This is a genomic window from Providencia sp. PROV202 (assembly GCF_028479565.1).
Lineage (GTDB): Bacteria > Pseudomonadota > Gammaproteobacteria > Enterobacterales > Enterobacteriaceae > Providencia > Providencia zhijiangensis.
The window spans coordinates 25,639-49,980 of the sequence record NZ_JAMPNV010000024.1; the positions used below are offsets into that span (position 1 = coordinate 25,639).

Consider the following 24,342-nt stretch of genomic DNA (forward strand, 5'->3'; position numbering starts at 1 on the left):
TTCTCTCCCTTAACCGAGCCAGATGACGGCAATAACACTAGAACAGAAGGACATTACGATCAGTAAGCCGATAACCCACTGCATTGCCCAAGGAACTGCGCTGCCGTTTGCCACTTCTTCGCTAGGTTCCCCCGGAACCACTTTGCCGAACCAGTACAGCAACCATGCAAAGCTCGCGACAGATTCAATCAATACCAACACCATAATTGGCGTTAACACCCAGAACTGTTCAGACAGCGCGAAGCCCGCTGCAAAGATAGGGAATTTACTGAAGAAACCATTAAGTGGTGGAACACCCGCAATAGCCAGTGCCGCCACACAGAAGCCCACACCGAGTAATGGATAGCGTTTTGCCAAACCACGTAAGCGCGGCAGCATACGGGTACCGCAGCTGTAACTCAGCGCGCCCGCCACTAAGAAGAACAGGCTTTTCGCAAATGCGTGGTTGAAGATATACGCGATACCACCATCGAAGGCTTCTTTGGAACCGAAAACGGATAAGGATAAAGCGAGGAAGATATACGCTAACTGCGTGATGGTTGACCATGCCAGCAGACGTTTCATGTCTTTTTGCGGCAGGTACATCATAAATCCATACACCAATGTGATGACCGCCATCACAACGCCCACCCAACCAATAATTTCTGGCACATGAGTGGAAGACATCAAGCCACGGGCAAAGATATACACACCCACTTTCACCATTGAGGCGGCGTGTAAGTAAGCACTAACTGGAGTTGGGGCTTCCATCGCATCGGGAAGCCAGGCTTGCAGTGGTAACTGCGCTGATTTACCCCATGCGGCAAACAAAATGCCACCAAACACAATCAAGCTTTGCGATTCACTTAGACGGTCGATGGCACTCAGTGCGAACGTTCCTGTGCTAATAAATAATGTTGCTGCCGCCATGTATAAGCCGAGTGAACCCACATGGGTGATCAATAACGCCTTCATTGCCGAGCGCTGCGATTTTTCAGTTTGGTAGTAACCAATGAGCGCCCAAGAACATCCACCGGTAATTTCGAAGAACACCAATTGCCCTAAGATAGTGGAAGAGAGCACAACCCCTGCCATCGCACCGATAAAGATCAGCAAGAAAGCGTAATAACGGCGAGTTGGCCCATGAGCGTGTTCACGGTTTCCTTCAGTGAGATACCCCGTTGAATAGAGGCAAATCAAGAAGCCGAGGAATACCACCGCAAACGCAATCAGCGTGCTCACGCCATCCACGGTAAAACCGAATAACGCCACATCACCTGTCTGGATTAACTCCAGCGTAGTGGCGACCTTGCCACCGTCTAAATAGAGCCAGCCTAATGCTGCCGTTCCCAAAGACGCCAGCAACGCCACTAAGGTACTTAGCCACGGCGCTAGACGGGTGGGTAGCACACTGACCAGCAACGCCCCGATGAACGGGATTATCAAGGTTGCTAGTGCAATATTTTCTAACATGCTTCGTCGCTCCTTATAGACCGGTGAGGTAGAAGACGAATCCGAGTGCCGCAACACCGAATCCTAACCAAGTCACATGGTGCGTTAATAAGAAACGACCACGAGCCAGACTGTTTTCGACCAGCGACGCCAGCACGAAAATCACCAATAATTTCACTAGCAGTAATCCCATCGCTAACAGCACACTGCCAACGGTAAAGACACTGGCATTACCAAATGGGAAGAAAATCGACAGAAACAGAACCGCAACGACCACTTGTTTCAGGCCAATGCCCAATTTCACCATCGCGAATCCTGAACCGGAGTATTCGGTTAATGGACCTTCTTGCAGCTCTTGCTCCGCTTCCGCCACGTCGAATGGAATTTTGCCCATCTCAATAAATGTCGCAAAACCGCAGGCTAACAGCGCTAATAAAGTGGCGGTTGGTGACACCCAACCTTCACTCATGGTGGCGCTGATAGTGCCAATATTAGTGGAGCCCGCAATCAGCGCCACCACCAACAAACCGAGGAATAACGTCGGTTCCACCAGTACGCCAAGTGTCAGTTCACGGCTCGCACCGATACCCGCAAATGGGCTGCCAGTATCGAGACCGGAAAGTGAGAAGAAAAAGCGGAATAACGCAAAGATATACAGCACGATAATGATGTCTGCCGCACCACTAAACAGCGATGTGTTAGTGACCACTGGCAACGCCATCGCTAGCAGTAACATGCTGCCCAGCAGCACATACGGCATGATGCGAAAGATAATGCCAGAATCACGCGGCGCGACAGATTGACGTGTCAGTAGCTTGATAATATCTCGGTAGTCCTGCCAAATACCAGGGCCTTGGCGGGAATGCATTTTGGCGCGAATTTGACGGGAGATCCCTGTGAACAGCGGTGTCAGCAGCAGTAAAACTACGGCTTGAACGACGGCGAAGATCCCTGTCATCAATGTGGGTGTTTCTTGAATCGACATGGTTTCTCTCCTTACGCCGCAATCACAACAAGCAGCACGATCAAGGCCGCGACCACATACAGGCAATAGAGCCTGAAGTCCCCGCCTTGCAGGCATTGCATGCGTTTTGCTATTCGGTTAATCACGCGAACCAATGGGTAGATAATTTTCTCATCCCAGAACGGTTCCACCTTCCCTGCCCCCTCTTTCGTCACTTCTAAGGTTTGCGCTAAACGCACTGAAGGGTCGAGCTGAGTACGCAGGCGATACAGCGGTGCAAACATAGAACGCAGCGGCTGAGTAAAGCCTCCCGCGGACACGGACATCTCTTTTTCCCATGCATAACCACACGCCCAAGCATCCCCTTTACGGCGCGCTTCGAGCTGTTTGCCTTTAAATACCATGTAGATAATCAATGGAATGATAGGCAGTGCGAGCAACAGGAGCAGCGTCATAGCTGGAGAGATCATCGCTTGAGACGCGCTGTTTGGAACTAGCATCGCCCCTTGTGCCACAGTGATATCGGTGGCGTGAGTCAGGGACATCGCCACGTTGGCTAAGACGGGAGCGATATAGGTCGCACCTACCCCTAAAATCACGCAGATAGCCGCTAAAATCAACATCGCGGCTGTCATTGTCCATGGCACTTCGCGAGCATGCGTCGCTTGCTCACTGCGAGCACCACCGCAAAAACTGACACCATACACTTTCACAAAACACATTGCCGCCAATGCCCCGGTGATGGCTAACATCACAATGGCGATTGGGCCGCTGATGCGCATAATGAAAGTGCCTTCGTGGCTCATAGAGAACAGAGATTGGTAGGTGTACCACTCACTCACAAAGCCGTTGAGTGGTGGCAGTGCGGAAATCGCCATACAGCCGATTAAAAACGCGGTTGCGGTGAGTGGCATTAACTTCGCCAAGCCCCCCATTTTTTCCATATCACGGGTATGCACACGGTAAATCACGGCGCCCGCGCCGAGGAACAGTAAGCCTTTAAATACGGCGTGGTTAAGTAAGTGGTAAATCGCACCGAGCAGACCGATAGTTGCCAGCACAGGCATATTGTTTGCCATGCCAACCATCGCCACACCCACACCCATCAGAATGATCCCGATATTTTCGACGGTGTGCCATGCGAGTAAACGTTTAATGTCGTGCTCAGCCAGTGCATACATAACCCCGAGAGCCGAGGAGACTGCACCGAATGCCAGCACCACAATGCCCCACCAGCCTTGAGTGGCACCGAGTAAGTCGATACCTACTTTGATGATCCCAAAGATACCGATTTTTACCATGACGCCGGACATTAATGCTGATGCGTGAGACGGTGCTGCGGGGTGAGCTTGCGGTAACCAGCTGTGCAATGGGAGCATCCCTGCTTTGGCACCAAAGCCAAAAAATCCCAATAAAAACACCACCGATGCCATCGCCGGTGAGAGCGAGAGCTGGCGGAAGGAGTCGAAATCTAAGCTTCCACTTTCACGCCACATTAAGAAGAAGGCGATCATAATTAAAATCGAACCGGCGTGGGCTATAAAGAAGTACAGCAGACCCGCGCGGATGGATTTATCATCTTGGTCGGCAATGACTAAGAACCAAGAGGCCAGTGACATCATTTCAAACAGGATGATGAAGTAGAAGGCGTTATCCATCACGACCAAGGCGACCATGGAAGCGATAAACAGGTTCAGGAAGAATCCCATGCTCCACGCACCACGACCGCAATATTCCTGAACATAGTTTAAGGAATAGAGGGCACTGACAGTCACCAGCAGCGAAATCACCATCACCATAAAGGCGGCGAGGCTATCTAATCGGACGGCAAAGTTGGCAAACGGAAATGGGCCTTGCGATAGGTAAGTGAGTACTTCGCCACTCATTAACACAGGAATAGAGCTGCATAAGCCCAGCACACCGCCTATCATGGCTGAAATTCCCGCGACATAAATAGCGAGCTTTTCTTGGCGTTTAAAGAGCAACGAAACAAAGCCACCCACCGCGTAGAAAATCACCGACCATAAAAGTAACTGAAGAGGTGTCATTATGGGTTCTCCCGATCAGCAACAAAAATGTCGAACTCTGGCGGCATGGCATCGACAGATGCGCTGCGGCGTTTGGCACTTTCGTTTTCGAGTTGGTGTTCTTCCACCAGATGGAGGGCATCGGTTGGGCAGACTTTGACGCAAGCTGGCCCTTCGTCACTGAAATCACACAGGTCACACTTCACGGCGACATTGCGAATTCCCGCGTTCCATGCAAGGAAGGGATTCATGGTTGGGAGGCTATCTGGCACATCTAATAACCTCTCTTTTGGAACATATTGTTCAAAGAAATCAGGCATATCCACCGGTTTGCTACCTGATGGCGTGATAGCCCCAAATGGGCAAACCAGTCCGCACAGTTTGCACCCGATACACAGGCTTTCGTTCAGCACAATCATGCCATTTTCGTGGGTGATGGCATTGACCGGACACACGCGCGCACACGGGGCATCGTCACATTGACGACAGAGCATCGGTGCGGTGAGCTCGCCAACTTTGACCACCTTTAGTCGCGGATGTGTTTGTAATCCTTGGGCTTTATGCGTTTCTGAGCACGCTGCCATGCAGGTATTACATCCGATACACAGTTGTGGGTCTGCAATTACAAAGCGATTCATTCGCTTTCCCCTCCAATCAAATCGATCGAATTATTAATATTGATGGAGTTGTATTAGCATATTTCATGCCATGATTATTTTTGTTATTTATCAAATGGTTAATTTAATCACATGGAAAAATCGACACTAATGACGATAAATTAGGGCGGCAAATAGCCATTATCGACACGAATCTACATCACAAAATATTTTCAGAAGAAATGAATTTCAAAGGGGAATTACTAACTGAATTATTTTTAATAAGTTTCGCGGTAATAAAATAAAAATAATTCGCTACTTTTACATTATTATTTTTAATTTACGCTTTGTTTATTTTTTCTATTTTAAAAATGCATTTATTTTTCAATAAACATAAACATTTACTTAACTTATATAGAAATTTTCTAAATTTATTTTAATTAACGGCAAAATCATCATTACTGACCAATCATTAACAAATGATAATTTCAAGTAAAAAATAAAAACAACCAAATAAAATCATATAATTATGAAAACAAAAAAACGATAAAAATAAATTTCACTCTTATTAATAGGCAAATCTTATTTCAGCAATCGATTAAATCGATGGCTATCATTGATAAAAATCAAAAACCATTGTGCTTTATTTAACCATAATAGCCCGTCCATAGAATTATATTAACTAAAAATATTTAATTATATTTGACCGCAATCTTCCAAGGATAGTGTAATGAAAAAATTTACTCGCATTACGGTCGCTACCATATTTTTGCTTTTACTCGGTTATTTTGGGTTATCTGGATATGTGTGGTACCACGATAATCAACGAAGACAAAATAGTGACATTCAGACATCTAAAATTGCAGAAAATAATCAAGTCCTCCAATTCTTTGCCGAAAAAGGATGCGATTACTGTCACACGCCGTCAACTGACTTACCTGCTTATGCCTCATTTCCAATTGCTAAACAACTGATGGAGTATGATATTCAACTGGGTTATAAGTCCTTTAACCTTGAAGCCGCTCGCGCTGCGTTAATTGCTGGAGAACCAGTTCCTCAGAGCGAATTAAATAAAATTGAGTGGGTGATGCAGAATCACACCATGCCACCAACACGCTATGTCGCACTGCACTGGGCAAGTAGTGTGAGTGACGAAGAACGCGATAAATTACTCGGTTGGATTGCGAAGCAGCGCGCAGAGCATTATGCCACCGAGGACACTGCGGTAGAGCACCGCAATGAACCAATCCAACCAATTCCAAAATCACTGGAAGTGGATGATAAGAAAGTGGCGTTAGGCTTTCGCCTGTACCATGACGCTCGCTTATCTGGGGACAGTACCATCTCTTGTGCTCACTGCCACGCGCTAAATGCTGGTGGGGTTGATGGTCGTAAAACCTCCATCGGTGTTGGTGGTGCCGTTGGCCCAATCAACGCACCCACCGTATTCAACTCTGTGTTTAACGTCGAGCAATTCTGGGATGGTCGAGCCCCTGACTTACAAGCACAAGCAGGCGGTCCGCCATTAAATCCAATCGAAATGGCATCCAAATCATGGGATGAAATCATTGTAAAACTGGATAAAGACCCGGTATTAAAACAGGATTTCAATGCGGTTTACCCTGAAGGGTTTACAGGCGACAGCATTACTGATGCCATCGCAGAATTCGAAAAAACCTTAATCACCCCAGATTCACCATTCGATAATTGGTTACGCGGCGATAGTGCTGCACTCACAGCGCAACAGCAGCATGGTTATCAATTATTTAAAGAGAATAAATGTGCAACTTGCCATGGCGGCGTGATCCTCGGTGGTCGTTCTTTCGAGCCGTTAGGTTTGAAGAAAGACTATGAATTCGGTGAAGTTACCGCACAAGACATCGGACGTATGAATGTCACCTCTGAAGAACGCGATAAACTGCGCCAAAAAGTCCCAACTCTGCGCAATGTTGAGTTAACCGCACCGTATTTTCACCGTGGTGATGTGGCAACCTTAGATGAAGCAGTCAAACAAATGTTGCGTTATCAAGTGGGTAAAGAGTTACCACAAAAAGATGTCGACGATATTGTCGCCTTTCTGAAGAGCTTAACGGGTGTTTACACGCCGTATGTCTCACAGAACGAAGCACAATAATGATTGATTGAGTTGCATAGCACCATGCAATCAGAGTATTTATTAAAATGCATTATGTAGTGGCTAATTACTATTACATATTTGCATGATATTACTGTTTCGCCATAGCCAAAATGGCAATCTAGATACTGAAGAAAGAATAAATATTTTGTAGATAAATCAATGGCTAGTGTTTATCGCACTAGCCATAAATCTTATTTAGGGGTTGATAACTTCAATACAGTTAAATCGATTATAATCAAACTTACACTGCAGATTTTTTCCCAAAAATACTTTTTCAGTTTGTTCGAATCTCGTCTCGCCTAAAGAGAAGGCCATGCTACCGAGTCCTTAGCACCTTACCTTGGCATACCTTTTACCCATACCAAACCTATCTTTGTGATCTATTATGGCGGATAATATTTGCTCAAATTGACTCTCGCTCTGTTCATCACTGCCTGTTTTACGTAATTCAATGATAGGTAAATACGCTTCGCTAATTTGTTCCCCCTGAGAAACTGCGGTCATAAGTAGCGTTTCTTTTCCAGTAATGGATAAATTCACATCACTATTAGTCCTTGTACTATCTCTATATCACTACCACGAGCGCTCGCAAACATGAGTGCTGATACTCCTAATTTCGATTTGATATTCGTGTCTGCTTTGTGTTTTAACCGAAGTTTTACCACATCGGGTCTATTTTCTGCTGCGGCAACTATTAACCCTGTAATACCCTGCGTATCCTCCGCATCTATATCAAACACATCTGCAATCATTGACTCAATGCTTGAGATATTCTCATATTTGCAAAATTGAACGCGTGAACAAATTAGCAAGCTTTCAATCCTCCGTGACATTTAGGCAAATATTAAAGGATAAGCTTGGAGCTAGTCAGATACAATGACGAAAAATATTTTGGAACTATGAAAATATTTTATAAATTAGAAAAGAATTTAGTTTTCATATGACCAGCTGAAAAAGATGAATCACGATTTTTTATAATATTAGCTCATTTAACAATCTATTCTTAACTCAATTAAACTCTTTATTTAGTTAATAAACTTCAGCACCCACTTAAAAATTCTTTATAAAAATTCAATGTGAACATCGAGAGTCAACATAACTAACATCAGATATCAAAAAACATGTGAACATGCCCCCCAAGACATTAAGATATTCTGCAAAATTAAACATACACATATTCCAATGATCAATTATCGCCTGTAAAGTATGACAATTAATTGAGCTAGTAATTATTCAAGGTTTGTTAACGCTGAATATGCTAAGAATGGAGTAGAAAAATATTGTGTACAAATATAATGATCTAAAAATAGGTACAAAACTTAACAACACTGAGCTATGTGAAACATTTGGATGTAGCCCCCAAGGCGGTATGCGTCGTGCACACAAAACAAATACTTTAATTATTATCTCAAACCACATCAAATCTATCTACGATGACCGATGGTCCGGCAATGTACTTCATTATACCGGCATGGGTACTAAAGGCGATCAAAGCCTAAGCTTTCAACAAAACAAAACCTTAGCAGAATCAAAAAGTAACGGGGTTACTGTTCATCTTTTCGAAGTATTCAAAGACCAAGAATATACCTATATGGGTGAAGTGATTCTTGGTGGTACTCCGTATCCAGAAACACAAACTGATGAACAAGGAACGCTCAGAAAAGTATATATATTCCCGTTAACGCTAATTTCGGGTGAACGACAAATTCAGCAAAAAGATAGAGACAACATAGATAATATTAGAGCTCGTAAAGCAAAAAAATTATCTATCGAGGAACTTCAAGAATTAGCAGCTGGAAGTGGAAAAGTAGCGACTTGTTATCAACAAAAATCCACAAATTATGAAAGAAATATTTGGGTCGCTGAGTTGGCTAAAAGGTTAGCAAAAGGACAATGTCAGCTTTGCCTTCAACCCGCACCGTTTAAAAATACCAAAGGTGAGCCTTATCTGGAAACACATCATATTATTTGGCTTTCCAAAGGTGGTGATGATACCTGTGAAAATACTGTAGCCTTATGCCCTAACTGCCACAAGAAAATGCATATAGTTAATAATGAAGAAGATATTGAGACTCTAAAAAACCGAAGTAAAGAATTATTAGAAGCGAACAACCAATGATCAGGAAGCATATTGAAGTCGTCGCTGCTGTGCTGAAAAATGAAGATAAGTTTCTAGCCGTGCAAAGGGGCTTCTCGAAGTTAGATTATATAAGCCATAAATGGGAATTTCCTGGAGGCAAAGTAGAAGCAGGTGAAACACTTGCCGCTGCAATTATTCGAGAACTAAATGAAGAGTTAAAAATTACAGTTACCGACCCAAAGTTTTTATTAACTATCGAACATAACTATCCTGACTTTGATATCACAATGCATTGCTTTGTAATTGAATTACCCAATAGAGCGGTAGAACTGACAGAACATATTAATTCTCTTTGGCTTTCTAAAGAAAAATTAAGAACCGTAGATTGGGCATCTGCCGATATTCCTGCGGTAGAAAAACTCTTAACAACATTTTGAGTGTATTTATTCCGGATTATAAAAAATAGCTTGTTAACTTTCTATTGATAACTAACAATCACATTTAACTTAAGTTAACCAAAGGAATGGTGATAAATATGGCAATAGGCTATTTTTTGCGAGTTGGCGATAAAACAACATGTGGTGGTCAGATTTTAACAGGAGATAATACTTTTATATTTCATGGAAGGTCTGCTACACGTCAGGGCGATCTGGTTACCTGTGGAAAGCATTCTGGGACTTACAACATACTGGGTGGCGTTAGTGCCCACACACTTCCTTCTTAGTGTCATAGCCCATCACTCGTAATGAGTTATTCACTGTGTTTTCACTCATCGATTTTCTAGGATATCGATTTTCTAGGGGTATGACCGCCGATAAAGATCAGCTCATGGTTACCGCTAAATTGATAGATATGTTTTAAGATCTCAATGGCTTGTCTACTTAAAGGAACTAAATGGGTAGTACGCATTTTTGATCCGCGATGTGAGTGCTTAACCCCTTCTATCGCTTCGCGTTCTGTGGGGATCGTCCACATGGCATTGTCAAAGTTGATTTCATCCCAACGAGCGAAACGCAGTTCACTGGAACGAATGAAGACTAACTAGGTAAATTTGACTGCAAGTTTAGTTAAAGATCTGCCCTTATAATCATCGATACGTTGTAAGAACTCAGGTAGGTGTTTAAGCTTTAATGGGTTCACGTAGATCCCGAGTTTTCAGTTCGGCAATATTGCGTTTACCGATAGCCGCAAAGATATTGTCTTCAAGACTTTTTAATACTCGATGGCTATGCCCTTCAGACCACTTCTTATTGGTTGCATGCCAATCGCGAGCAACTTTCTCGAATGTATTAAAATCTTAGAGATACCAACACATATACCAACACATATACCAACACATATACCAACAGTAGGTACTTGATGTTAGTTGAATTAGCAACGTTAAAACGCGAAGAAGGATGACAAAGCTAGTATTTCAGACATAAAAAAAGACGCTCTAAGCGTCTGATTTTTGGTGCCGAAGGCCGGACTCGAACCGGCACACCCGAAGGCGGTTGATTTTGAATCAACTGCGTCTACCAATTCCGCCACTCCGGCACGAAGTGATGTGTTTCTTGGAAAACGGTGCCATTATACTTGCCTGATGCCGACTGGCAACATTTATCTTGAACAATCAGATTGTTCGATTAAAAAAAAAGCACCTGAAAAAATCTTTCCATAAAAAGCGCAATATCCCCTGTTATGTTCAACAACATTTGAATATCTATGCTAATTTTCCTAAGAGCATTTTCATTGTCTTAACCCTTGGGTGACTGGCGACAAAGCATAATTTTTGTTAGTTTATCCGCACTCTTATGTAAAATTATAAAGGCATATTTTATGGGCTTTGTTGGATGGATAGCCACTGGTCTGGTTATTGGCATCTTAATTGGTGTCGTCATGAAAATTTTCTCAAAGAAAAAATAAATATTGGCTGAAAAGCCTTTTATAAACAATCATATCGGCTGGCTTCAAACATGAAGAAAACGTTTCTTAAAATTTTGTCGGTATCCGCACTCTCTGCGGCATTGATGGCCTGTTCCTCAACGACAGAAAAAAACTCGCAAAGCTCACCAAATGGCATGCTTGCAGGTAACTCCGAGTGGCAAATATTCGAAGGTGATAGACGAACTTACGAACGAGTCACCAAAATTGTCGATATGTATGCGAACCGCATTTATAACGAAAGCGATGCCCGTGGCATGGCGATTATTGTTATTGATAATAACCAAACCTTATCCCGCTATTATGGGGAAACTGCGCCGGGTAGCAGACAAAAACCGGGCCCTAACTCCCTGATCCGTATCGCTTCTGTTAGCAAATTAATGACCAGCGAAATCTTAATTAAGCTGGAGCAAGATAAAAAACTAGCGATCACCGACCCGCTACAGCAATACAGTTACAACGGTGTTACCGTGCCTGATAACAATAGCGGGCAACCTATCCGACTGTATCATTTAGCGAGCCATACCAGTGGCTTACCTCGCGAACAGCCGGGTGGAAAATGGGGTCGCCCTGTCTTTATCTGGCCAACCCAAGAGAACCGTTGGACATGGCTGAAAACCGGTAAGCTCGACTTTACACCGGGCACTGAAGCGGCTTATTCCAACCTCGCCTATGATTTACTCGCCGATGCGATGGTCAAAGCGACAGGTCAGTCATACCCGCAATTGTTCAGCAAATACGTGACATCTCCGGCAAAAATGACGGATACCACCTATACCCCAAGTAAAGGTCAGTGCGCCCGATTGATGGAAGGCACCAAACCAAGCCCTTGCCATAATACCCTTGCGGCAGCAGGAAGCGGCGGTGTGTATTCCACGCCTGCAGATATGCAAAAGTGGATGCAGCAGTTTTTATCCACGGATAATAACCTACGTAAAGCGACTGCAGCCCGCGAGCAGGGTATTTTCTTCCCGCGTGAAAAGCTGTTAGATGCCAAAGGGATGGACGTGGCAGGTTATGCTGATGGTCTAGGTCTTGGCTGGGTTTATATGAAGCCTAAAAACGGTATCCCGGGGATCTACCAGAAAACTGGCGGCGGCGGTGGATTTAATACCTATATGGCGATGATCCCACAGCAAAATATTGCGGTATTCGTGGTGATGACCCGTAAAGAGGGTAGTAAGTTCAGTAAGTTAACCGCCGGTGTGAATGATATGGTTGCTTCGTTATCGTCTAACCATGCGTATGGGAAAAATTGAAAGGGTACCGCCGACGCGATTAATGCACTGGCGAGTTATACCCCTACCCTAAAACGCGGATTTGTGCGCCTACTGACATTTATCGTGACAACTGCCTGAGCCCTTCAGGCAGTTTGTTACTCGTCGCTATTTTTGATAGGCGGTTGCTTTTTATGCAATATTTTAGTATGACCTTTCGCTACTCTTAGGCCTTATCACTCATTATTGACAAAGGAACTAAGATGAAAATTATCCCGCTTTCCGCTCATAACATATTACGTCCCAGCTCCGTAAAATCAGGAACGAACACTGTTTCTGAATTAGTACAGCAACTCAGAAATGTATTTAATCATCAAAAAGCCTTTCCACCGCCTGAAGAACCAGACTATGTCGAAATAGATCTTTTAAGACTGGTTAATGAGAAAGCGGATGATCCGGACATTGAAGCAACCGCTGAGTATAAAAAACTATTAGCAGATACCAGGAACGAAGCAAAGCAATCATTCATCCAAGAAACCTGGAGAAATACTTACAGGATTAGAAAATCATACAGTGCAAATGGCGGTTCTTTCTCTTATGCACAACAGATTGCCAACAAAAGTGGAAAAAACGTGATTGGCATTATCGGTGAATATACCTCTCAGACGGAACAAAAAAGGATCCAGCAAGTATTATTTAAGCCACAAGGAAAAATTCAATCGATGCTGAGTAATTTCGGTAATTTTATCCTCAGCATAAAGTGAGTATGGTCTTGATATGAAGACTTGCCGTCGACAATAAAAAAGGCTGTAAAATCATTCGATTCTACAGCCTTTTTTCAATTTAAAGGGAATGGACTATTTTCGTTTAACTAACAAGAAGATACTCACACCCAAGAACAAGACACTCGGCAGCGCAGCCGCAAGCACTGGCGGAATGGAATAGACCAAACTCCAGTTACCAAAGCCTTGGTTTAAGATGTAGAACAAGAAGCCGCCCACAATCCCTGAAATCACACGCACGCCCATCGGCACCGTACGCAGAGGTCCGAAGATAAAGGAAACCGCCATCAACATCATGACTGCCGCAGAAAGTGGCGCTAGGATTTTTTGCCACATACTCAGCTGATAAACCGAAGCGACTTGCCCGCTTTCTTTCAAATAAGTGATGTACTGATACAGACCGCGAATTGAAAGAGAATCCGCATTCAGGGAAACAATCCCTAATTTTTCCGGTGTTAGATTGGTTTTCCAGTCATAGGTTAAACGCTGTGAACCGGTAATTTTTTGCTGGCTACCCAAGATAGATTCTTGAACTTGAGATAACACCCACAGTTTTTTATCTGCATCATAAGTTCCGCGAGCGGCAAACATCACTGACTCTAATTTGCGATGATCATCGAAGCGATAAATAGAAACATCTTGGATGGTGCTAGCATCTTTAATACGTTGTATATAGATAAAGTCATGAGCATCTTTCGCCCACATACCTGAATCCGTCACCACCAAAGAGCTACCAACAATTTTTTCTGCACGGTAGTTACGCGCCCACTGCTCGCCCGCAGGTGCAATCCACTCTCCCATGATCATCGTCACGATAACCAATGGAATCGCTGTTTTCATCACCGACATCGCAATTTGCAAACGGGTAAAACCCGACGCTTGCATTACCACCAGTTCACTGCGGGAAGCTAACGCGCCTAATCCCAACAATGCGCCCAATAATGCCGCCATTGGGAAGAAAATATCGATATCTTTGGGAACGGTTAATAAGGTGAAAACCCCTGCGCTCATCGCCGTGTAATCACCGTCACCCACTTTGCGAAGCTGCTCGACAAATTTGATAATCCCTGAAAGGGAAACCAACAAAAACAGCGTCATCAAAATCGAATTGAGGATGGTTCGGCCGATATACCTATCTAAAACACCAAACATCAGGCAACCCCTCTGGTCAACTTAGCACGCATTTTGCGCATTGGTACGGTATCCCATAAATTCAGTATTACTGCTAACAACAAGTAACCGAAGTTAACCGCCCACATTGCATATTTAGGGTCGACATCCCCCTTATCCGCGCTATTACGTAATGTACTTTGTAATAAGAAGAAAATCAGGTACAGCAGCATGGCTGGGATCATGCTGAGCACGCGCCCTTGACGAGGGTTCACTTCACTCAGCGGCACTACCATCAACGCCATCACGACCACAGAGAATACAATGGTTAGACGCCAGTGGAATTCAGCATTGACCTCAGGATTACTTTCATTCCACAGCTGCATCATGGTTTTTTGTTCCACTTTATCCGTACTGACATCCGTGGCTTTATGGTCAACAACGGCTTGGTAATTCACGAAGTCGGTGATGCGGAAATCTCGCAGCATTGCCGTGCCTTCGTAGCGAGTACCTTGGTCTAGCACCACCATCTGGCGGCCATATTCGTCTTCTTTCATATAACCGCTATCCGCAACCACAACGGAAGGACGCTGCTCATTGGCAGTACGCAGCTGAGCTAAGAAAACATTTTTAAAATCATTGCCTTTGACTTCACCGATGTACAACACAAAGTTGCCATCTTTGGTGGTTTTAAACTGCCCTTCCACCATCGCCGCTAAACCGGGGTTGGCTTTTGCATCCGCCAACACTTGCTCTTGATACTGAGATGACCAAGGCAACATCCAAGTAATATTGGCAACAGCGACTAAGGCGGTTAATGCAGCAAGTATCAGCGCCGCTTTCACAAGCACACTTTTACCCAGACCGCAGGCATGCATCACAGTAATTTCGCTTTCTGTGTACAATTTGCTGTAAGTCATCAGTAGCCCAAGAAATAGGCTTAAAGGTAAGATAAGTTGCGCCATCTCCGGCACACCTAATCCTAATAATGGAAGAACTAAATTCGAAGGAATATTCCCCTGAACAGCGGCACCTAAGATGTCGATGGACTTTTGACTAAAAAAGATAAGCAGCAGGACAAAAAGTATCGCCAGCTGGCTTTTCAGGGTTTCCCGAACCAAATATCGAATAATGATCACGCTTATTACGCCTGTGAAAACTTGTCTTTTGGGATGAAAATGGCTAAGTTCGTTCTATGACAGCCATTTACTAAAATATACTCTGGTTTATTGTTTGGCTAGAATGATATAAAAGCATTATCTATACTAAGTGCTATATCGGAATATGCTTAATATAAGCGAAACTAGGTATTTGCTCAATTTAACACAAAGAGTTCATTCTCTATAAGCCAGATCATGCGAAAGGCTAATTTTAACTGGAGCATCGACCTTTGTCTTTAAGATTCAGGAGAACGCATGGAGTTTAGTGTAAAAAGTGGTAGCCCGGAAAAACAACGTAGTGCTTGTATCGTTGTCGGAGTCTTTGAACCACGCCGTCTGTCCCCTATCGCTGAACAGCTGGACAAAATTAGTGACGGATATATCAGCGCCCTGCTGCGCCGCGGTGAGCTTGAAGGTAAAGTAGGTCAATCCTTGCTGCTGCATCATGTGCCTAACGTTCTATCTGAGCGTATTTTACTGATCGGTTGCGGTAAAGAACGTGAACTCGATGAGCGTCAATTTAAACAAATCATTCAGAAAACGATCAGTACTCTGAATGAGACTGGCTCAATGGAAGCCGTTTGTTTCTTGACTGAGTTACATGTAAAAGGTCGCAATAACTACTGGAAAGTTCGCCAAGCAGTTGAAACAGCGAAAGAATCCCTGTATGTCTTCGACCAGCTGAAAAGCAACAAAACTGAACACCGCCGTCCACTGCGTAAACTGGTCTTCAATGTACCAACACGCCGTGAACTCACTAGCGGTGAACGTGCTATCGCCCACGGTTTAGCTATCGCCTCTGGCGTTAAAGCGGCTAAAGACTTGGGGAATATGCCGCCAAATATCTGTAACGCTGGCTATTTAGCATCACAAGCTCGTCAACTGGCAGACATTTCTGACAGCAAACTGACCACTCGCGTAATCGGCGAAGAGCAAATGAAAGAGCTGGGCATGAATGCGTACTTAGCGGTGGGTCAAGGTTCTCAAAATGAATCTCTGATGTCCATCATGGAGTACAAAGGCAATCCAGATCCAGAGTGCAAGCCAATTGTCCTCGTCGGTAAAGGTTTAACCTTCGACTCAGGCGGTATTTCCATCAAACCCGCTGATGGCATGGATGAAATGAAATACGACATGTGCGGTGCGGCGACCGTTTACGGCGTCATGCGCTTTATTACTGAGCTGCAACTGCCAATTAACGTCGTCGGTGTACTGGCTGGCTGTGAAAACATGCCGGGTGGACACGCATATCGTCCAGGTGACGTCCTAACCACCATGTCTGGCCAAACTGTTGAAGTGCTGAATACGGATGCGGAAGGTCGTTTAGTTCTGTGTGATACCCTGACTTACGTTGAGCGTTTCGAGCCTGAACTGGTTATCGATATCGCCACATTAACAGGCGCATGTGTGATTGCCTTAGGTAGCCACTACACTGGGTTGATGTCTAACCATAACCCACTGGCTCACGAGCTGTTAAATGCTTCTGAGCAAGCTGGCGACCGTGCTTGGCGCTTACCGTTAGCTGACGAATACTATGAACAAATCAGCTCTAACTTTGCTGATTTAGCAAACACAGGTGGTCGTCCGGGTGGTGCAATTACCGCAGGCTGCTTCTTAGCACGCTTTACGGGTAAATATAACTGGGCACACTTGGACATCGCCGGTACTGCATGGCGTTCAGGCAAAGCTAAAGGAGCAACCGGTCGTCCGGTTTCTATGTTAGCTCAGTTCTTACTGAACCGCGCTGGTTTAAATGGTGACGAGTAATTTCGATTACGATTAAAAATCGCCATTGATTAAGTTGTAATTATAATATCCCGATGAGCAGGTTCTGCGATTCGGGATATTGTTTTTAAGCAACAAGCAGTTAGGTCACACTTACCACTCCATTTTGAGGCTGTGGTAAAAACGAGTATAATTCAGCGCAGATTTAATCTTGCTTTAGGTCAGCGAAAGAATACAACCAACACTCCTGCAAATTGATGGGTAGCAACTCGCGATATACCCTAGATAATTCAGTTTGTAGGTAGGCGGCAAGTAATTGAGACCTTGGGAGCATACATAAGTATGTGACCGAGGCGAAAGAGCGCAGCCAACACCCCTACAAATTGAAGTATAACGGGTAGACCCTAGATAATTCAGTTTGTAGGTAGGCGGCAAGTAATTGAGACCTTGGGAGCATACATAAGTATGTGACCGAGGCGAGAGAGCGCAGCCAACACCCCTACAAATTGAAGTATGACGGGTACAGACGGGTATATGAAAAAAGGTACGTTTTACCAACTCCAACAGCCCTCCCCACAAGCGGAATACGAAGCCCACGAATGGCTCGCTTGTGAACTTGCTGCACAAGCGTGGCGCAACGGAAAACGCATTCTGATTGCCTGCGAGGATCAGTTGCAAGCTGAAAAAATGGATGAGGCGCTTTGGCAACGGGATCCTCACCAGTTTGTACCCCACAATTTGGCGGGGGAAGGCCCTCGTTATGGTTCGCCGATCGAAATTTGTTGGCCAAATAAACGCGGCAATACACCTCGCGATATCCTGATTAATTTACAAAGCCAATTCGCAGATTTTGCAACGGCTTTCCATGAAGTGATAGACTTCGTGCCTATCGATGAAACTTTAAAACAGTTGGCGCGTGACCGGTATAAAACTTACCGGAGCGTCGGCTTCAATTTGACCATGGCGACGCCGCCAACTTACTGAACACAAAGATAAAAATGGAAAAGAAACCAGACAACGCAATGATCGAGCCATCCCTCGACAAAACTTATAACCCAGCGGAAATCGAACAGTCCCTGTATACCCACTGGGAAAAAAACGGTTACTTCCGTCCGAACGGTGATACTTCAAAAGACAGTTTCTGCGTCGTGATCCCACCGCCGAACGTCACAGGTAGCCTGCACATGGGTCACGCCTTCCAACAAACCATTATGGATACCATGATCCGTTACCAGCGTATGCAAGGGAAAAACACCCTATGGCAGACGGGTACTGACCACGCGGGTATCGCAACTCAAATGGTGGTTGAGCGTAAAATTGCGGCTGAAGAAGGTAAAAACCGCCATGACTACGGTCGTGATGCGTTCATCGACAAAATCTGGGAATGGAAAGCGGAATCTGGCGGCACTATCTCTCAACAAATGCGCCGTTTAGGTGACTCTGTTGACTGGGATCGCGAGCGCTTCACCATGGACGAAGGCTTATCTAAAGCCGTTAAAGAAGCTTTCGTTCGTATGTACAAAGAAAACTTAATCTATCGCGGCAAGCGTCTGGTTAACTGGGATCCGAAACTGCACACCGCAATTTCTGATCTGGAAGTTGAAAACCGCGAAGTTAAAGGTTCTATGTGGCACCTGCGTTATCCGCTGGCTGACGGCGCGAAAACTGCTGAAGGGAAAGACTATTTAGTGGTTGCGACCACGCGCCCAGAAACCATGCTGGGTGATACCGGTGTGGCCGTTAACCCTGAAGATCCACGTTATAAGGATTTAATTGGCAAAGAAATTATCCTGCCAATCATCAATCGCCGTATTCCAATCGTAGGTGATGAACACGCCGATATGGAAAAAGGTACCGGCTGTGTGAAAATTACCCCAGCCCATGACTTCAACGACTACGAAGTGGGTAAACGTCACCAACTGACCATGATCAACATGATGGACTTAGATGGTAACGTTCGTAACGAAGCGGAAGTGTTCGACACTAACGGCAACCCTTGCACCGATTACAGCAGCGAAATTCCAGAAGCCTACCGTGGCATGGAGCGTTTCGCAGCACGTAAAGCTATCGTCGCTGAATTTGAACAATTAGGTTTACTGGTTGAAGTCAAACCTCACGATTTAACCGTACCTTACGGTGACCGTGGCGGCGTAGTTATCGAGCCAATGCTGACTGACCAATGGTACGTGCGTACCGCGCCTTTAGCGAAAGACGCTATCAAAGCCGTTGAAGATGGTCGCATTCAATTCGTTCCGCGCCAATACGAAAACATGTATTTCTCTTGGATGCGTGATATCCAAGACTGGTGTATTTCTCGTCAATTATGGTGGGGTCACCGTATTCCAGCTTGGTATGACGACAAAGGCAATGTTTACGTGGGTCGTGATGAAGACGAAGTTCGCCGCGAAAACAACTTAGGTGCCGATGTAGCACTGCGCCAAGATGACGACGTATTAGATACATGGTTCTCTTCCGGTCTGTGGACATTCTCAACCTTAGGCTGGCCAGAAAATACCGATGCACTGAAAACTTTCCATCCAACGGATGTATTAGTCAGTGGCTTCGATATTATTTTCTTCTGGATTGCCCGTATGATCATGATGACCATGCATTTCATCAAAGATGAAAATGGCGAACCTCAAGTTCCGTTTAAAACCGTGTACATGACAGGTCTGATCCGCGATGAAGAAGGTCAGAAAATGTCTAAATCCAAAGGGAACGTTATCGACCCACTGGATATGATCGACGGTATTTCATTGGAAGCCTTACTGGAAAAACGTACTGGCAACATGATGCAGCCACAACTGGCTGAGAAAATTGCTAAGCGTACTCGTAAAGAGTATCCAGACGGCATTGAAGCACACGGTACTGATGCCCTGCGCTTTACCTTAGCGGCACTGGCATCAACGGGTCGCGATATCAACTGGGATATGAAGCGTCTGTCCGGTTACCGTAACTTCTGTAATAAATTATGGAATGCGAGCCGCTTCGTTCTGATGAACACCGAAGGTCAAGATTGCGGTCAAAACGGCGGCGAAATGAGCTTCTCATTGGCTGATCGCTGGATCATGGCGCAGTTCAACCAAACCGTGAAAGCGTACCGTGAAGCGTTAGATACTCACCGTTACGATATCGCAGCGGGTATTCTGTATGATTTCACCTGGAATGAATTCTGTGACTGGTACTTAGAGCTGTCTAAACCTGCGGTTCATAAAGGTAATGAAGCCCAAGTTCGTGCGGCGCGTTTCACCCTGATTGAAGTACTAGAAGGCTTACTGCGTCTGGCTCACCCAATCATTCCATTTATTACCGAAACCATCTGGCAGCGCGTGAAAGTGGTGAAAGGGATTGAAGCTGACACCATCATGCTGCAAGCGTTCCCAGAGTTCGATGCCGCGAAAGTGGATGAGCTGGCACTGAGCGATTTAGAGTGGATCAAAGAGACCATTGTTGCTGTCCGTAATATTCGTGCAGAAATGAATATCGCGCCGGGTAAACCATTGGATGTGATGCTGCGTAGCACCTCTGCGGATGTGGCTCGCCGTGTGACTGAGAACGAAAACTTCCTTCGTTCAATGGCGCGCTTAGCAAGCATTCGCGTGCTGGCTGAAGGCGAAGAAGCCCCAGTTTCTGTGACTAAATTAGTCGCAGGCGCTGAAGTACTGATCCCAATGGCAGGTCTGGTTGATAAAGACGCTGAGCTAGCTCGTTTAGATAAAGAGCTGGAAAAAGTGGTAAAAGAAATTGATACCATTGAAAGCAAGCTGGCAAACGAAGGCTTTGTAAGCCGTGCCCCTGCTGCCGTGGTTGAGAAAGAGCGCGCGCGTTTAGCGGAAAATATCGAAGCGAAAGCGAAGATTGAAGCGCAAAAAGTGACTATCGCCTCTTTATAATCATTACGCTTTAAATCTCTAGCCCTGACTCGTCGCCGATGAGTTAGGGCTTTTTTGTATTCTGAGTATTGAAAAGCCTAGGAAGATACTCAATATCATAAATATTGCACCAGTAAATAGTGCAATTAAAAATATAAATAATACAAATAGAAAGAGATATTCTTATGACAACAAACACAACCTCAACCGTTCAAGTTCGTTTAATTCAACCTCAAGATAACCCAGGGATCGCCGCTGTTATTCGTGAGGTTTCCGCTGAACATGGGCTAACCGCAGATAAAGGTTTCGCAGTTGCGGATCCTATTTTAGACACGCTGTATGACGTGTATAGCAAGCCACGCAGCGCATATTGGGTGGTGGAAATGGACGGTAAAGTGGTTGGCGGTGGCGGCATTTCACAAGTCGCCGGTGGTGATGAACACACCGCTGAATTACAGAAAATGTATCTCTCTTCTGTGCTGCGCGGAAAAGGTTTAGCCAAGCAAATCGTCTTAATGTCTTTGGAATTCGCTAAGCAGCAAGGCTATACCCGCTGTTACTTAGAAACCACCAAAGAGCTACAAGCCGCTATTAAATTGTATGAAAAGCTGGGTTTCGATTTTATCGACGAGCCATTAGGCAATACAGGTCATAGTGACTGCGAAATTCGTATGCTAAAAGCCCTGTAATGCTCATTAATTATGTGATGCAAGAGCTAGCAGACTGATATAAAAACAAAAAAGCACTGACGATATTCTCAATCAGTGCTTTCTTATCTTTCAATCCAGCGGTATTACCGTGTATTGAAATTTGAAGGATCAATTAGTGAACGCGATTTTCGGACTCATCGTCCCCTTCGTCGTCGCCCTCTTCATCATCGTATTCTGCGTCTGGATCTTCAAAATAGGTGCCCCAACCATCGTAGTTCACACCGATTTTTTCTGCTAACTTCATTAACTGCTCAACTTGCGCGTCGATCAGTTCTGCATTTAAGGCACTTTCGCTGATCACATCGCAACACATCAGGGTTTCACCGGTTTCAATTTCCAGTTCTTCCGCATCAGTCACTTCATAACCCAGTTTGAATGCTTCAACAGCCGCTTTTTCTAACAATTCAAAATTGTCCGCAGAGAAGTGATGCTCAATCGCGTACAGTGCATCAGGATCACTTCCATCTTCCAGTAACTCTTCAATGATCAGGCGAGTTTCTTCGTACTGCGCATCAAATTCAGCTTTATCTACCATCTCCACACCCCTTGTTCCGTGGTATTAGTCTCCGGCTCATTCTCCCATAGGGTCGAAGGTGAAACCATACCTAATAAGATAATTTCTTTTGCATGAGGGGTTGATTTTGAATTTTTATGAATATAAATTGAATATTAATTCAATTATAAAAGGCTGTAATTTATGAATCCCCTATATGGAAAGCATTTTTTAAGATTACTAGATTTTACCTCTAACGATATTCATGCATTATTAAAACTCTCCACTTGGCTAAAATCAGCCAAAAAATCTGGTACTGAGCCACCTTTATTAGCCGGTAAGAATTTTGCGCTGATCTTCGAGAAAGATTCCACACGGACGCGCTGCGCATTTGAAGTCGGCGCTTTCGACCAAGGGGCAAGAGTTACCTATCTTGGGCCATCCGGTAGCCAAATCGGGCACAAGGAGACCATGAAAGACACCGCCAGAGTATTGGGTCGGATGTACGATGGCGTGCAATATCGGGGTTATGCACAAAGCACCGTCGAAACATTAGCTCAGCATGCGGGAGTGCCTGTCTGGAATGGATTAACTAACGAATTCCATCCCACACAGTTATTAGCCGACCTACTCACCATCCAAGAACATAAACCGAATACACCGCTTTCTGACATCAAGTTCGCCTACCTCGGGGATGCACGCAATAACATGGGAAACTCAATGTTAGAAGCAGCGGCATTAACAGGCATGGAGCTGCGTTTAGTGGCACCAAAAAGCTGCTGGCCAGAGGCTGAATTAGTTACAGAGTGCCAGAAAATCGCTAAAACCACTGGCGGAAAAATCATTCTGACGGAAAACGTGGCAGAAGGCGTTAAAGACGCAGATTTTCTGTATACCGATGTGTGGGTTTCGATGGGAGAACCTAAAGAAGTCTGGGCGCAACGCATTGCTTTAATGAAACCGTACCAAGTGAATATGGACGTGATCAAACTGACGGGTAACCCAGACGTGAAATTCTTACACTGCCTGCCGGCATTTCATAATGAAGACACGACATTAGGCGCTCAGCTTGCCAAAGAGTTTAATCTTTATGGTGGACTGGAAGTGACGGAAGAGGTGTTTGAATCCCCTTACAGCATCGTCTTCGACCAAGCGGAAAACCGCCTGCATACCATTAAAGCAGTGATGGTAGCGACAATTGCGCCTGAATTACCGATAAATATATTCTAAATCTACCGACCAAGTAGGCAGGCGCCCCTACTTGATCAGTTTGAATATTGATGTCTAGCTACGGCGTTTCGCCTTTTGCCAATTTTGCGTTGATTTCGTCAATCACACGAGGAAGATCCGCTAGCGTATCAATCACATAATGGGCGCCCGCCGCATACAGTTTGTTCGCAGCTTGCTGACGTAATGGCGCAATTTCTTCTTGGCTCATGCCTTGATATTCATCCCATGTTTTACCGAATTCATTACCCGAAATAGCGAGCCCAATACTCCACATTCCCGCATTGCGCCCCTCTTCAATTCCCGGCACCGCATCATCCACCTTCACACAATGGGAGACGGAATTAACCGCCAGTTTAATCACATTTTGCAGCGCCATCCACGGCCCTGGACGTCCGCCAGCCGCTAAATCATCGCTCGCAATCCAGTAATCGGGCTGATACCCCAATGTTGCCGCCGCTGGAACCAACTTTTCCATTACCGCCCTAGGGTAACCTGAACAAGAACCTATTTTAATCCCCTGCTCACGCAACGTTGCAATGGTGCTAACAACCCCAACAATCGGCGCTGCAAAATCAACCACTTTGGCAATCTGTAATGGCATAAACGTTTGGTAGATAGCATCGATATCTTCGCTGGTCATTGAGCGCTCAAACCTTGCCTGCCACATGGCATCAATCTCTGGTAATTTTCCTAATACTTCAATATGTTGCCATTTACCTAACCCCATAGGGATACGGGCTTGTGCCAGTGTAATATCAATCTCAAATGCGGCTTTAAATGCTTCAATAAAAATCTGAGTCGGTGCAAAAGAGCCAAAATCGACCGTCGTTCCCGCCCAATCCAAAATAACAGCTTCAATACGGTTCATGATTAATCCTTATTTTT

General features: G+C 44.9%; 20 protein-coding genes, 1 tRNA gene and 2 pseudogenes. 11 read left to right on the forward strand and 12 right to left on the reverse strand.

Annotation, left to right across the window (positions count from 1 at the left end):
• Nucleotides 1-9: 9 nt before the first annotated feature.
• Genes PR799_RS17040 through PR799_RS17055 form a run of 4 tightly spaced genes read right to left on the reverse strand, consistent with a single transcriptional unit; the run spans nt 10 to nt 5,060 of the window.
• Nucleotides 10-1,452, reverse strand: a complete 1,443-nt coding sequence (locus PR799_RS17040; protein ID WP_036949173.1) for a hydrogenase 4 subunit D — start codon at nt 1,450-1,452, stop codon at nt 10-12.
• Between the two features lie 13 nt (nt 1,453-1,465).
• A complete protein-coding gene (locus PR799_RS17045; RefSeq protein ID WP_154626567.1) occupies nt 1,466-2,416 on the reverse strand; it encodes a respiratory chain complex I subunit 1 family protein in 951 nt (316 codons plus the stop codon).
• An 11-nt stretch (nt 2,417-2,427) separates the two neighbouring features.
• Nucleotides 2,428-4,443: a hydrogenase 4 subunit B gene (gene hyfB, locus PR799_RS17050; RefSeq protein WP_272522993.1), complete on the reverse strand. Its 2,016-nt coding sequence runs from the start codon at nt 4,441-4,443 to the stop codon at nt 2,428-2,430.
• A complete protein-coding gene (locus PR799_RS17055) occupies nt 4,443-5,060 on the reverse strand; it encodes a 4Fe-4S dicluster domain-containing protein (RefSeq protein ID WP_272522994.1) in 618 nt (205 codons plus the stop codon). The genes hyfB and PR799_RS17055 overlap by 1 nt, the downstream gene beginning before the upstream one ends.
• A 688-nt stretch (nt 5,061-5,748) precedes the next feature.
• On the opposite strand from PR799_RS17055, the gene PR799_RS17060 reads away from it, so the two are divergent.
• On the forward strand, nt 5,749-7,152 hold the full coding sequence (locus tag PR799_RS17060; protein WP_181480341.1) for a cytochrome c peroxidase: 1,404 nt from the start codon (nt 5,749-5,751) through the stop codon (nt 7,150-7,152).
• Nucleotides 7,153-7,482: 330 nt separating this feature from the next.
• Here PR799_RS17060 and PR799_RS17065 read toward each other — a convergent pair whose 3' ends face one another.
• Nucleotides 7,483-7,695: a hypothetical protein gene (locus PR799_RS17065; RefSeq protein ID WP_272522996.1), complete on the reverse strand. Its 213-nt coding sequence runs from the start codon at nt 7,693-7,695 to the stop codon at nt 7,483-7,485.
• Complete coding sequence (locus tag PR799_RS17670; protein WP_442959928.1) at nt 7,692-7,988, reverse strand: ankyrin repeat domain-containing protein; 297 nt, start codon at nt 7,986-7,988, stop codon at nt 7,692-7,694. Before PR799_RS17670 ends, PR799_RS17065 begins: the two co-directional genes overlap by 4 nt.
• Nucleotides 7,989-8,437: 449 nt before the next feature.
• On the opposite strand from PR799_RS17670, the gene PR799_RS17070 reads away from it, so the two are divergent.
• From PR799_RS17070 to PR799_RS17080, 3 genes and pseudogenes are all read left to right on the forward strand, one after another.
• A complete protein-coding gene (locus tag PR799_RS17070) occupies nt 8,438-9,274 on the forward strand; it encodes an HNH endonuclease (RefSeq protein ID WP_272522998.1) in 837 nt (278 codons plus the stop codon).
• Nucleotides 9,271-9,672 carry a (deoxy)nucleoside triphosphate pyrophosphohydrolase gene (locus PR799_RS17075; RefSeq protein WP_272523000.1) on the forward strand — a complete coding sequence of 134 codons (402 nt, stop codon included), beginning with the start codon at nt 9,271-9,273 and terminating at the stop codon, nt 9,670-9,672. The genes PR799_RS17070 and PR799_RS17075 overlap by 4 nt, the downstream gene beginning before the upstream one ends.
• 98 nt (nt 9,673-9,770) lie before the next feature.
• Nucleotides 9,771-9,938, forward strand: a pseudogene (locus PR799_RS17080) (PAAR domain-containing protein); the annotation flags it as partial.
• Here PR799_RS17080 and PR799_RS17085 read toward each other — a convergent pair.
• Together PR799_RS17085 and PR799_RS17090 are read right to left on the reverse strand one after the other, a co-directional pair.
• Nucleotides 9,937-10,523, reverse strand: a pseudogene (locus PR799_RS17085) (tyrosine-type recombinase/integrase); the annotation flags it as partial. The pseudogenes PR799_RS17080 and PR799_RS17085 sit on opposite strands and share 2 nt — an antisense overlap.
• A gap of 163 nt (nt 10,524-10,686) precedes the next feature.
• A tRNA-Leu gene (locus PR799_RS17090) sits at nt 10,687-10,771 on the reverse strand.
• A 419-nt stretch (nt 10,772-11,190) separates the two neighbouring features.
• Here PR799_RS17090 and ampH point away from each other — a divergent pair.
• Together ampH and PR799_RS17100 are read left to right on the forward strand one after the other, a co-directional pair.
• Entirely contained in the window at nt 11,191-12,417 is a 1,227-nt protein-coding gene (gene ampH, locus PR799_RS17095; protein ID WP_272523002.1) for a D-alanyl-D-alanine-carboxypeptidase/endopeptidase AmpH, read from the forward strand.
• Nucleotides 12,418-12,638: 221 nt separating this feature from the next.
• Nucleotides 12,639-13,139, forward strand: coding sequence for a hypothetical protein (locus PR799_RS17100; RefSeq protein WP_272523004.1), 501 nt, complete (start codon nt 12,639-12,641; stop codon nt 13,137-13,139).
• A gap of 93 nt (nt 13,140-13,232) precedes the next feature.
• Here PR799_RS17100 and lptG read toward each other — a convergent pair whose 3' ends face one another.
• Entirely contained in the window at nt 13,233-14,309 is a 1,077-nt protein-coding gene (gene lptG, locus PR799_RS17105; protein WP_154628791.1) for an LPS export ABC transporter permease LptG, read from the reverse strand.
• Nucleotides 14,309-15,406, reverse strand: a complete 1,098-nt coding sequence (lptF, locus tag PR799_RS17110) for an LPS export ABC transporter permease LptF (RefSeq protein WP_272523006.1) — start codon at nt 15,404-15,406, stop codon at nt 14,309-14,311. Before lptF ends, lptG begins: the two co-directional genes overlap by 1 nt.
• 276 nt (nt 15,407-15,682) lie before the next feature.
• On the opposite strand from lptF, the gene pepA reads away from it, so the two are divergent.
• The 4 genes from pepA (at nt 15,683) to PR799_RS17130 (ending at nt 21,713) form a co-directional block, all read left to right on the forward strand.
• Complete coding sequence (gene pepA / locus PR799_RS17115) at nt 15,683-17,194, forward strand: leucyl aminopeptidase (RefSeq protein ID WP_272523009.1); 1,512 nt, start codon at nt 15,683-15,685, stop codon at nt 17,192-17,194.
• A gap of 492 nt (nt 17,195-17,686) precedes the next feature.
• Nucleotides 17,687-18,136 carry a DNA polymerase III subunit chi gene (locus tag PR799_RS17120; protein ID WP_154628793.1) on the forward strand — a complete coding sequence of 150 codons (450 nt, stop codon included), beginning with the start codon at nt 17,687-17,689 and terminating at the stop codon, nt 18,134-18,136.
• A 38-nt stretch (nt 18,137-18,174) separates the two neighbouring features.
• Nucleotides 18,175-21,045, forward strand: a complete 2,871-nt coding sequence (locus tag PR799_RS17125; RefSeq protein ID WP_195848266.1) for a valine--tRNA ligase — start codon at nt 18,175-18,177, stop codon at nt 21,043-21,045.
• 164 nt (nt 21,046-21,209) lie between these two features.
• The gene (locus PR799_RS17130; protein ID WP_154628795.1) at nt 21,210-21,713 is read left to right on the forward strand and encodes a GNAT family N-acetyltransferase; all 504 of its coding nucleotides are present in this window, start codon (nt 21,210-21,212) and stop codon (nt 21,711-21,713) included.
• Between the two features lie 133 nt (nt 21,714-21,846).
• Here the strand turns inward: PR799_RS17130 and rraB are convergent, their stop codons facing one another.
• The gene (rraB, locus tag PR799_RS17135; RefSeq protein ID WP_272523012.1) at nt 21,847-22,269 is read right to left on the reverse strand and encodes a ribonuclease E inhibitor RraB; all 423 of its coding nucleotides are present in this window, start codon (nt 22,267-22,269) and stop codon (nt 21,847-21,849) included.
• A 162-nt stretch (nt 22,270-22,431) separates the two neighbouring features.
• Between rraB and argF the strand changes: the two genes are divergently transcribed.
• Nucleotides 22,432-23,457, forward strand: coding sequence for an ornithine carbamoyltransferase (gene argF / locus PR799_RS17140; RefSeq protein ID WP_154628796.1), 1,026 nt, complete (start codon nt 22,432-22,434; stop codon nt 23,455-23,457).
• A gap of 58 nt (nt 23,458-23,515) precedes the next feature.
• On the opposite strand, the gene phnX is transcribed toward argF, so the two are convergent.
• Entirely contained in the window at nt 23,516-24,325 is an 810-nt protein-coding gene (gene phnX, locus PR799_RS17145; protein WP_272523013.1) for a phosphonoacetaldehyde hydrolase, read from the reverse strand.
• Nucleotides 24,326-24,342 lie beyond the last annotated feature (17 nt).

Bases quoted from the DNA above. Each gene is read 5' to 3' on its own strand.
- PR799_RS17040 (WP_036949173.1), bottom strand. From the start codon at position 1,452: ATGTTAGAAAATATTGCACTAGCAACCTTGATAATCCCGTTCATCGGG.
- PR799_RS17045 (WP_154626567.1), bottom strand. From the start codon at position 2,416: ATGTCGATTCAAGAAACACCCACATTGATGACAGGGATCTTCGCCGTC.
- hyfB (WP_272522993.1), bottom strand. From the start codon at position 4,443: ATGACACCTCTTCAGTTACTTTTATGGTCGGTGATTTTCTACGCGGTG.
- PR799_RS17055 (WP_272522994.1), bottom strand. From the start codon at position 5,060: ATGAATCGCTTTGTAATTGCAGACCCACAACTGTGTATCGGATGTAAT.
- PR799_RS17060 (WP_181480341.1), top strand. From the start codon at position 5,749: ATGAAAAAATTTACTCGCATTACGGTCGCTACCATATTTTTGCTTTTA.
- PR799_RS17670 (WP_442959928.1), bottom strand. From the start codon at position 7,988: ATGTCACGGAGGATTGAAAGCTTGCTAATTTGTTCACGCGTTCAATTT.
- PR799_RS17075 (WP_272523000.1), top strand. From the start codon at position 9,271: ATGATCAGGAAGCATATTGAAGTCGTCGCTGCTGTGCTGAAAAATGAA.
- ampH (WP_272523002.1), top strand. From the start codon at position 11,191: ATGAAGAAAACGTTTCTTAAAATTTTGTCGGTATCCGCACTCTCTGCG.
- PR799_RS17100 (WP_272523004.1), top strand. From the start codon at position 12,639: ATGAAAATTATCCCGCTTTCCGCTCATAACATATTACGTCCCAGCTCC.
- lptG (WP_154628791.1), bottom strand. From the start codon at position 14,309: ATGTTTGGTGTTTTAGATAGGTATATCGGCCGAACCATCCTCAATTCG.
- pepA (WP_272523009.1), top strand. From the start codon at position 15,683: ATGGAGTTTAGTGTAAAAAGTGGTAGCCCGGAAAAACAACGTAGTGCT.
- PR799_RS17120 (WP_154628793.1), top strand. From the start codon at position 17,687: ATGAAAAAAGGTACGTTTTACCAACTCCAACAGCCCTCCCCACAAGCG.
- PR799_RS17125 (WP_195848266.1), top strand. From the start codon at position 18,175: ATGATCGAGCCATCCCTCGACAAAACTTATAACCCAGCGGAAATCGAA.
- PR799_RS17130 (WP_154628795.1), top strand. From the start codon at position 21,210: ATGACAACAAACACAACCTCAACCGTTCAAGTTCGTTTAATTCAACCT.
- rraB (WP_272523012.1), bottom strand. From the start codon at position 22,269: ATGGTAGATAAAGCTGAATTTGATGCGCAGTACGAAGAAACTCGCCTG.
- argF (WP_154628796.1), top strand. From the start codon at position 22,432: ATGAATCCCCTATATGGAAAGCATTTTTTAAGATTACTAGATTTTACC.
- phnX (WP_272523013.1), bottom strand. From the start codon at position 24,325: ATGAACCGTATTGAAGCTGTTATTTTGGATTGGGCGGGAACGACGGTC.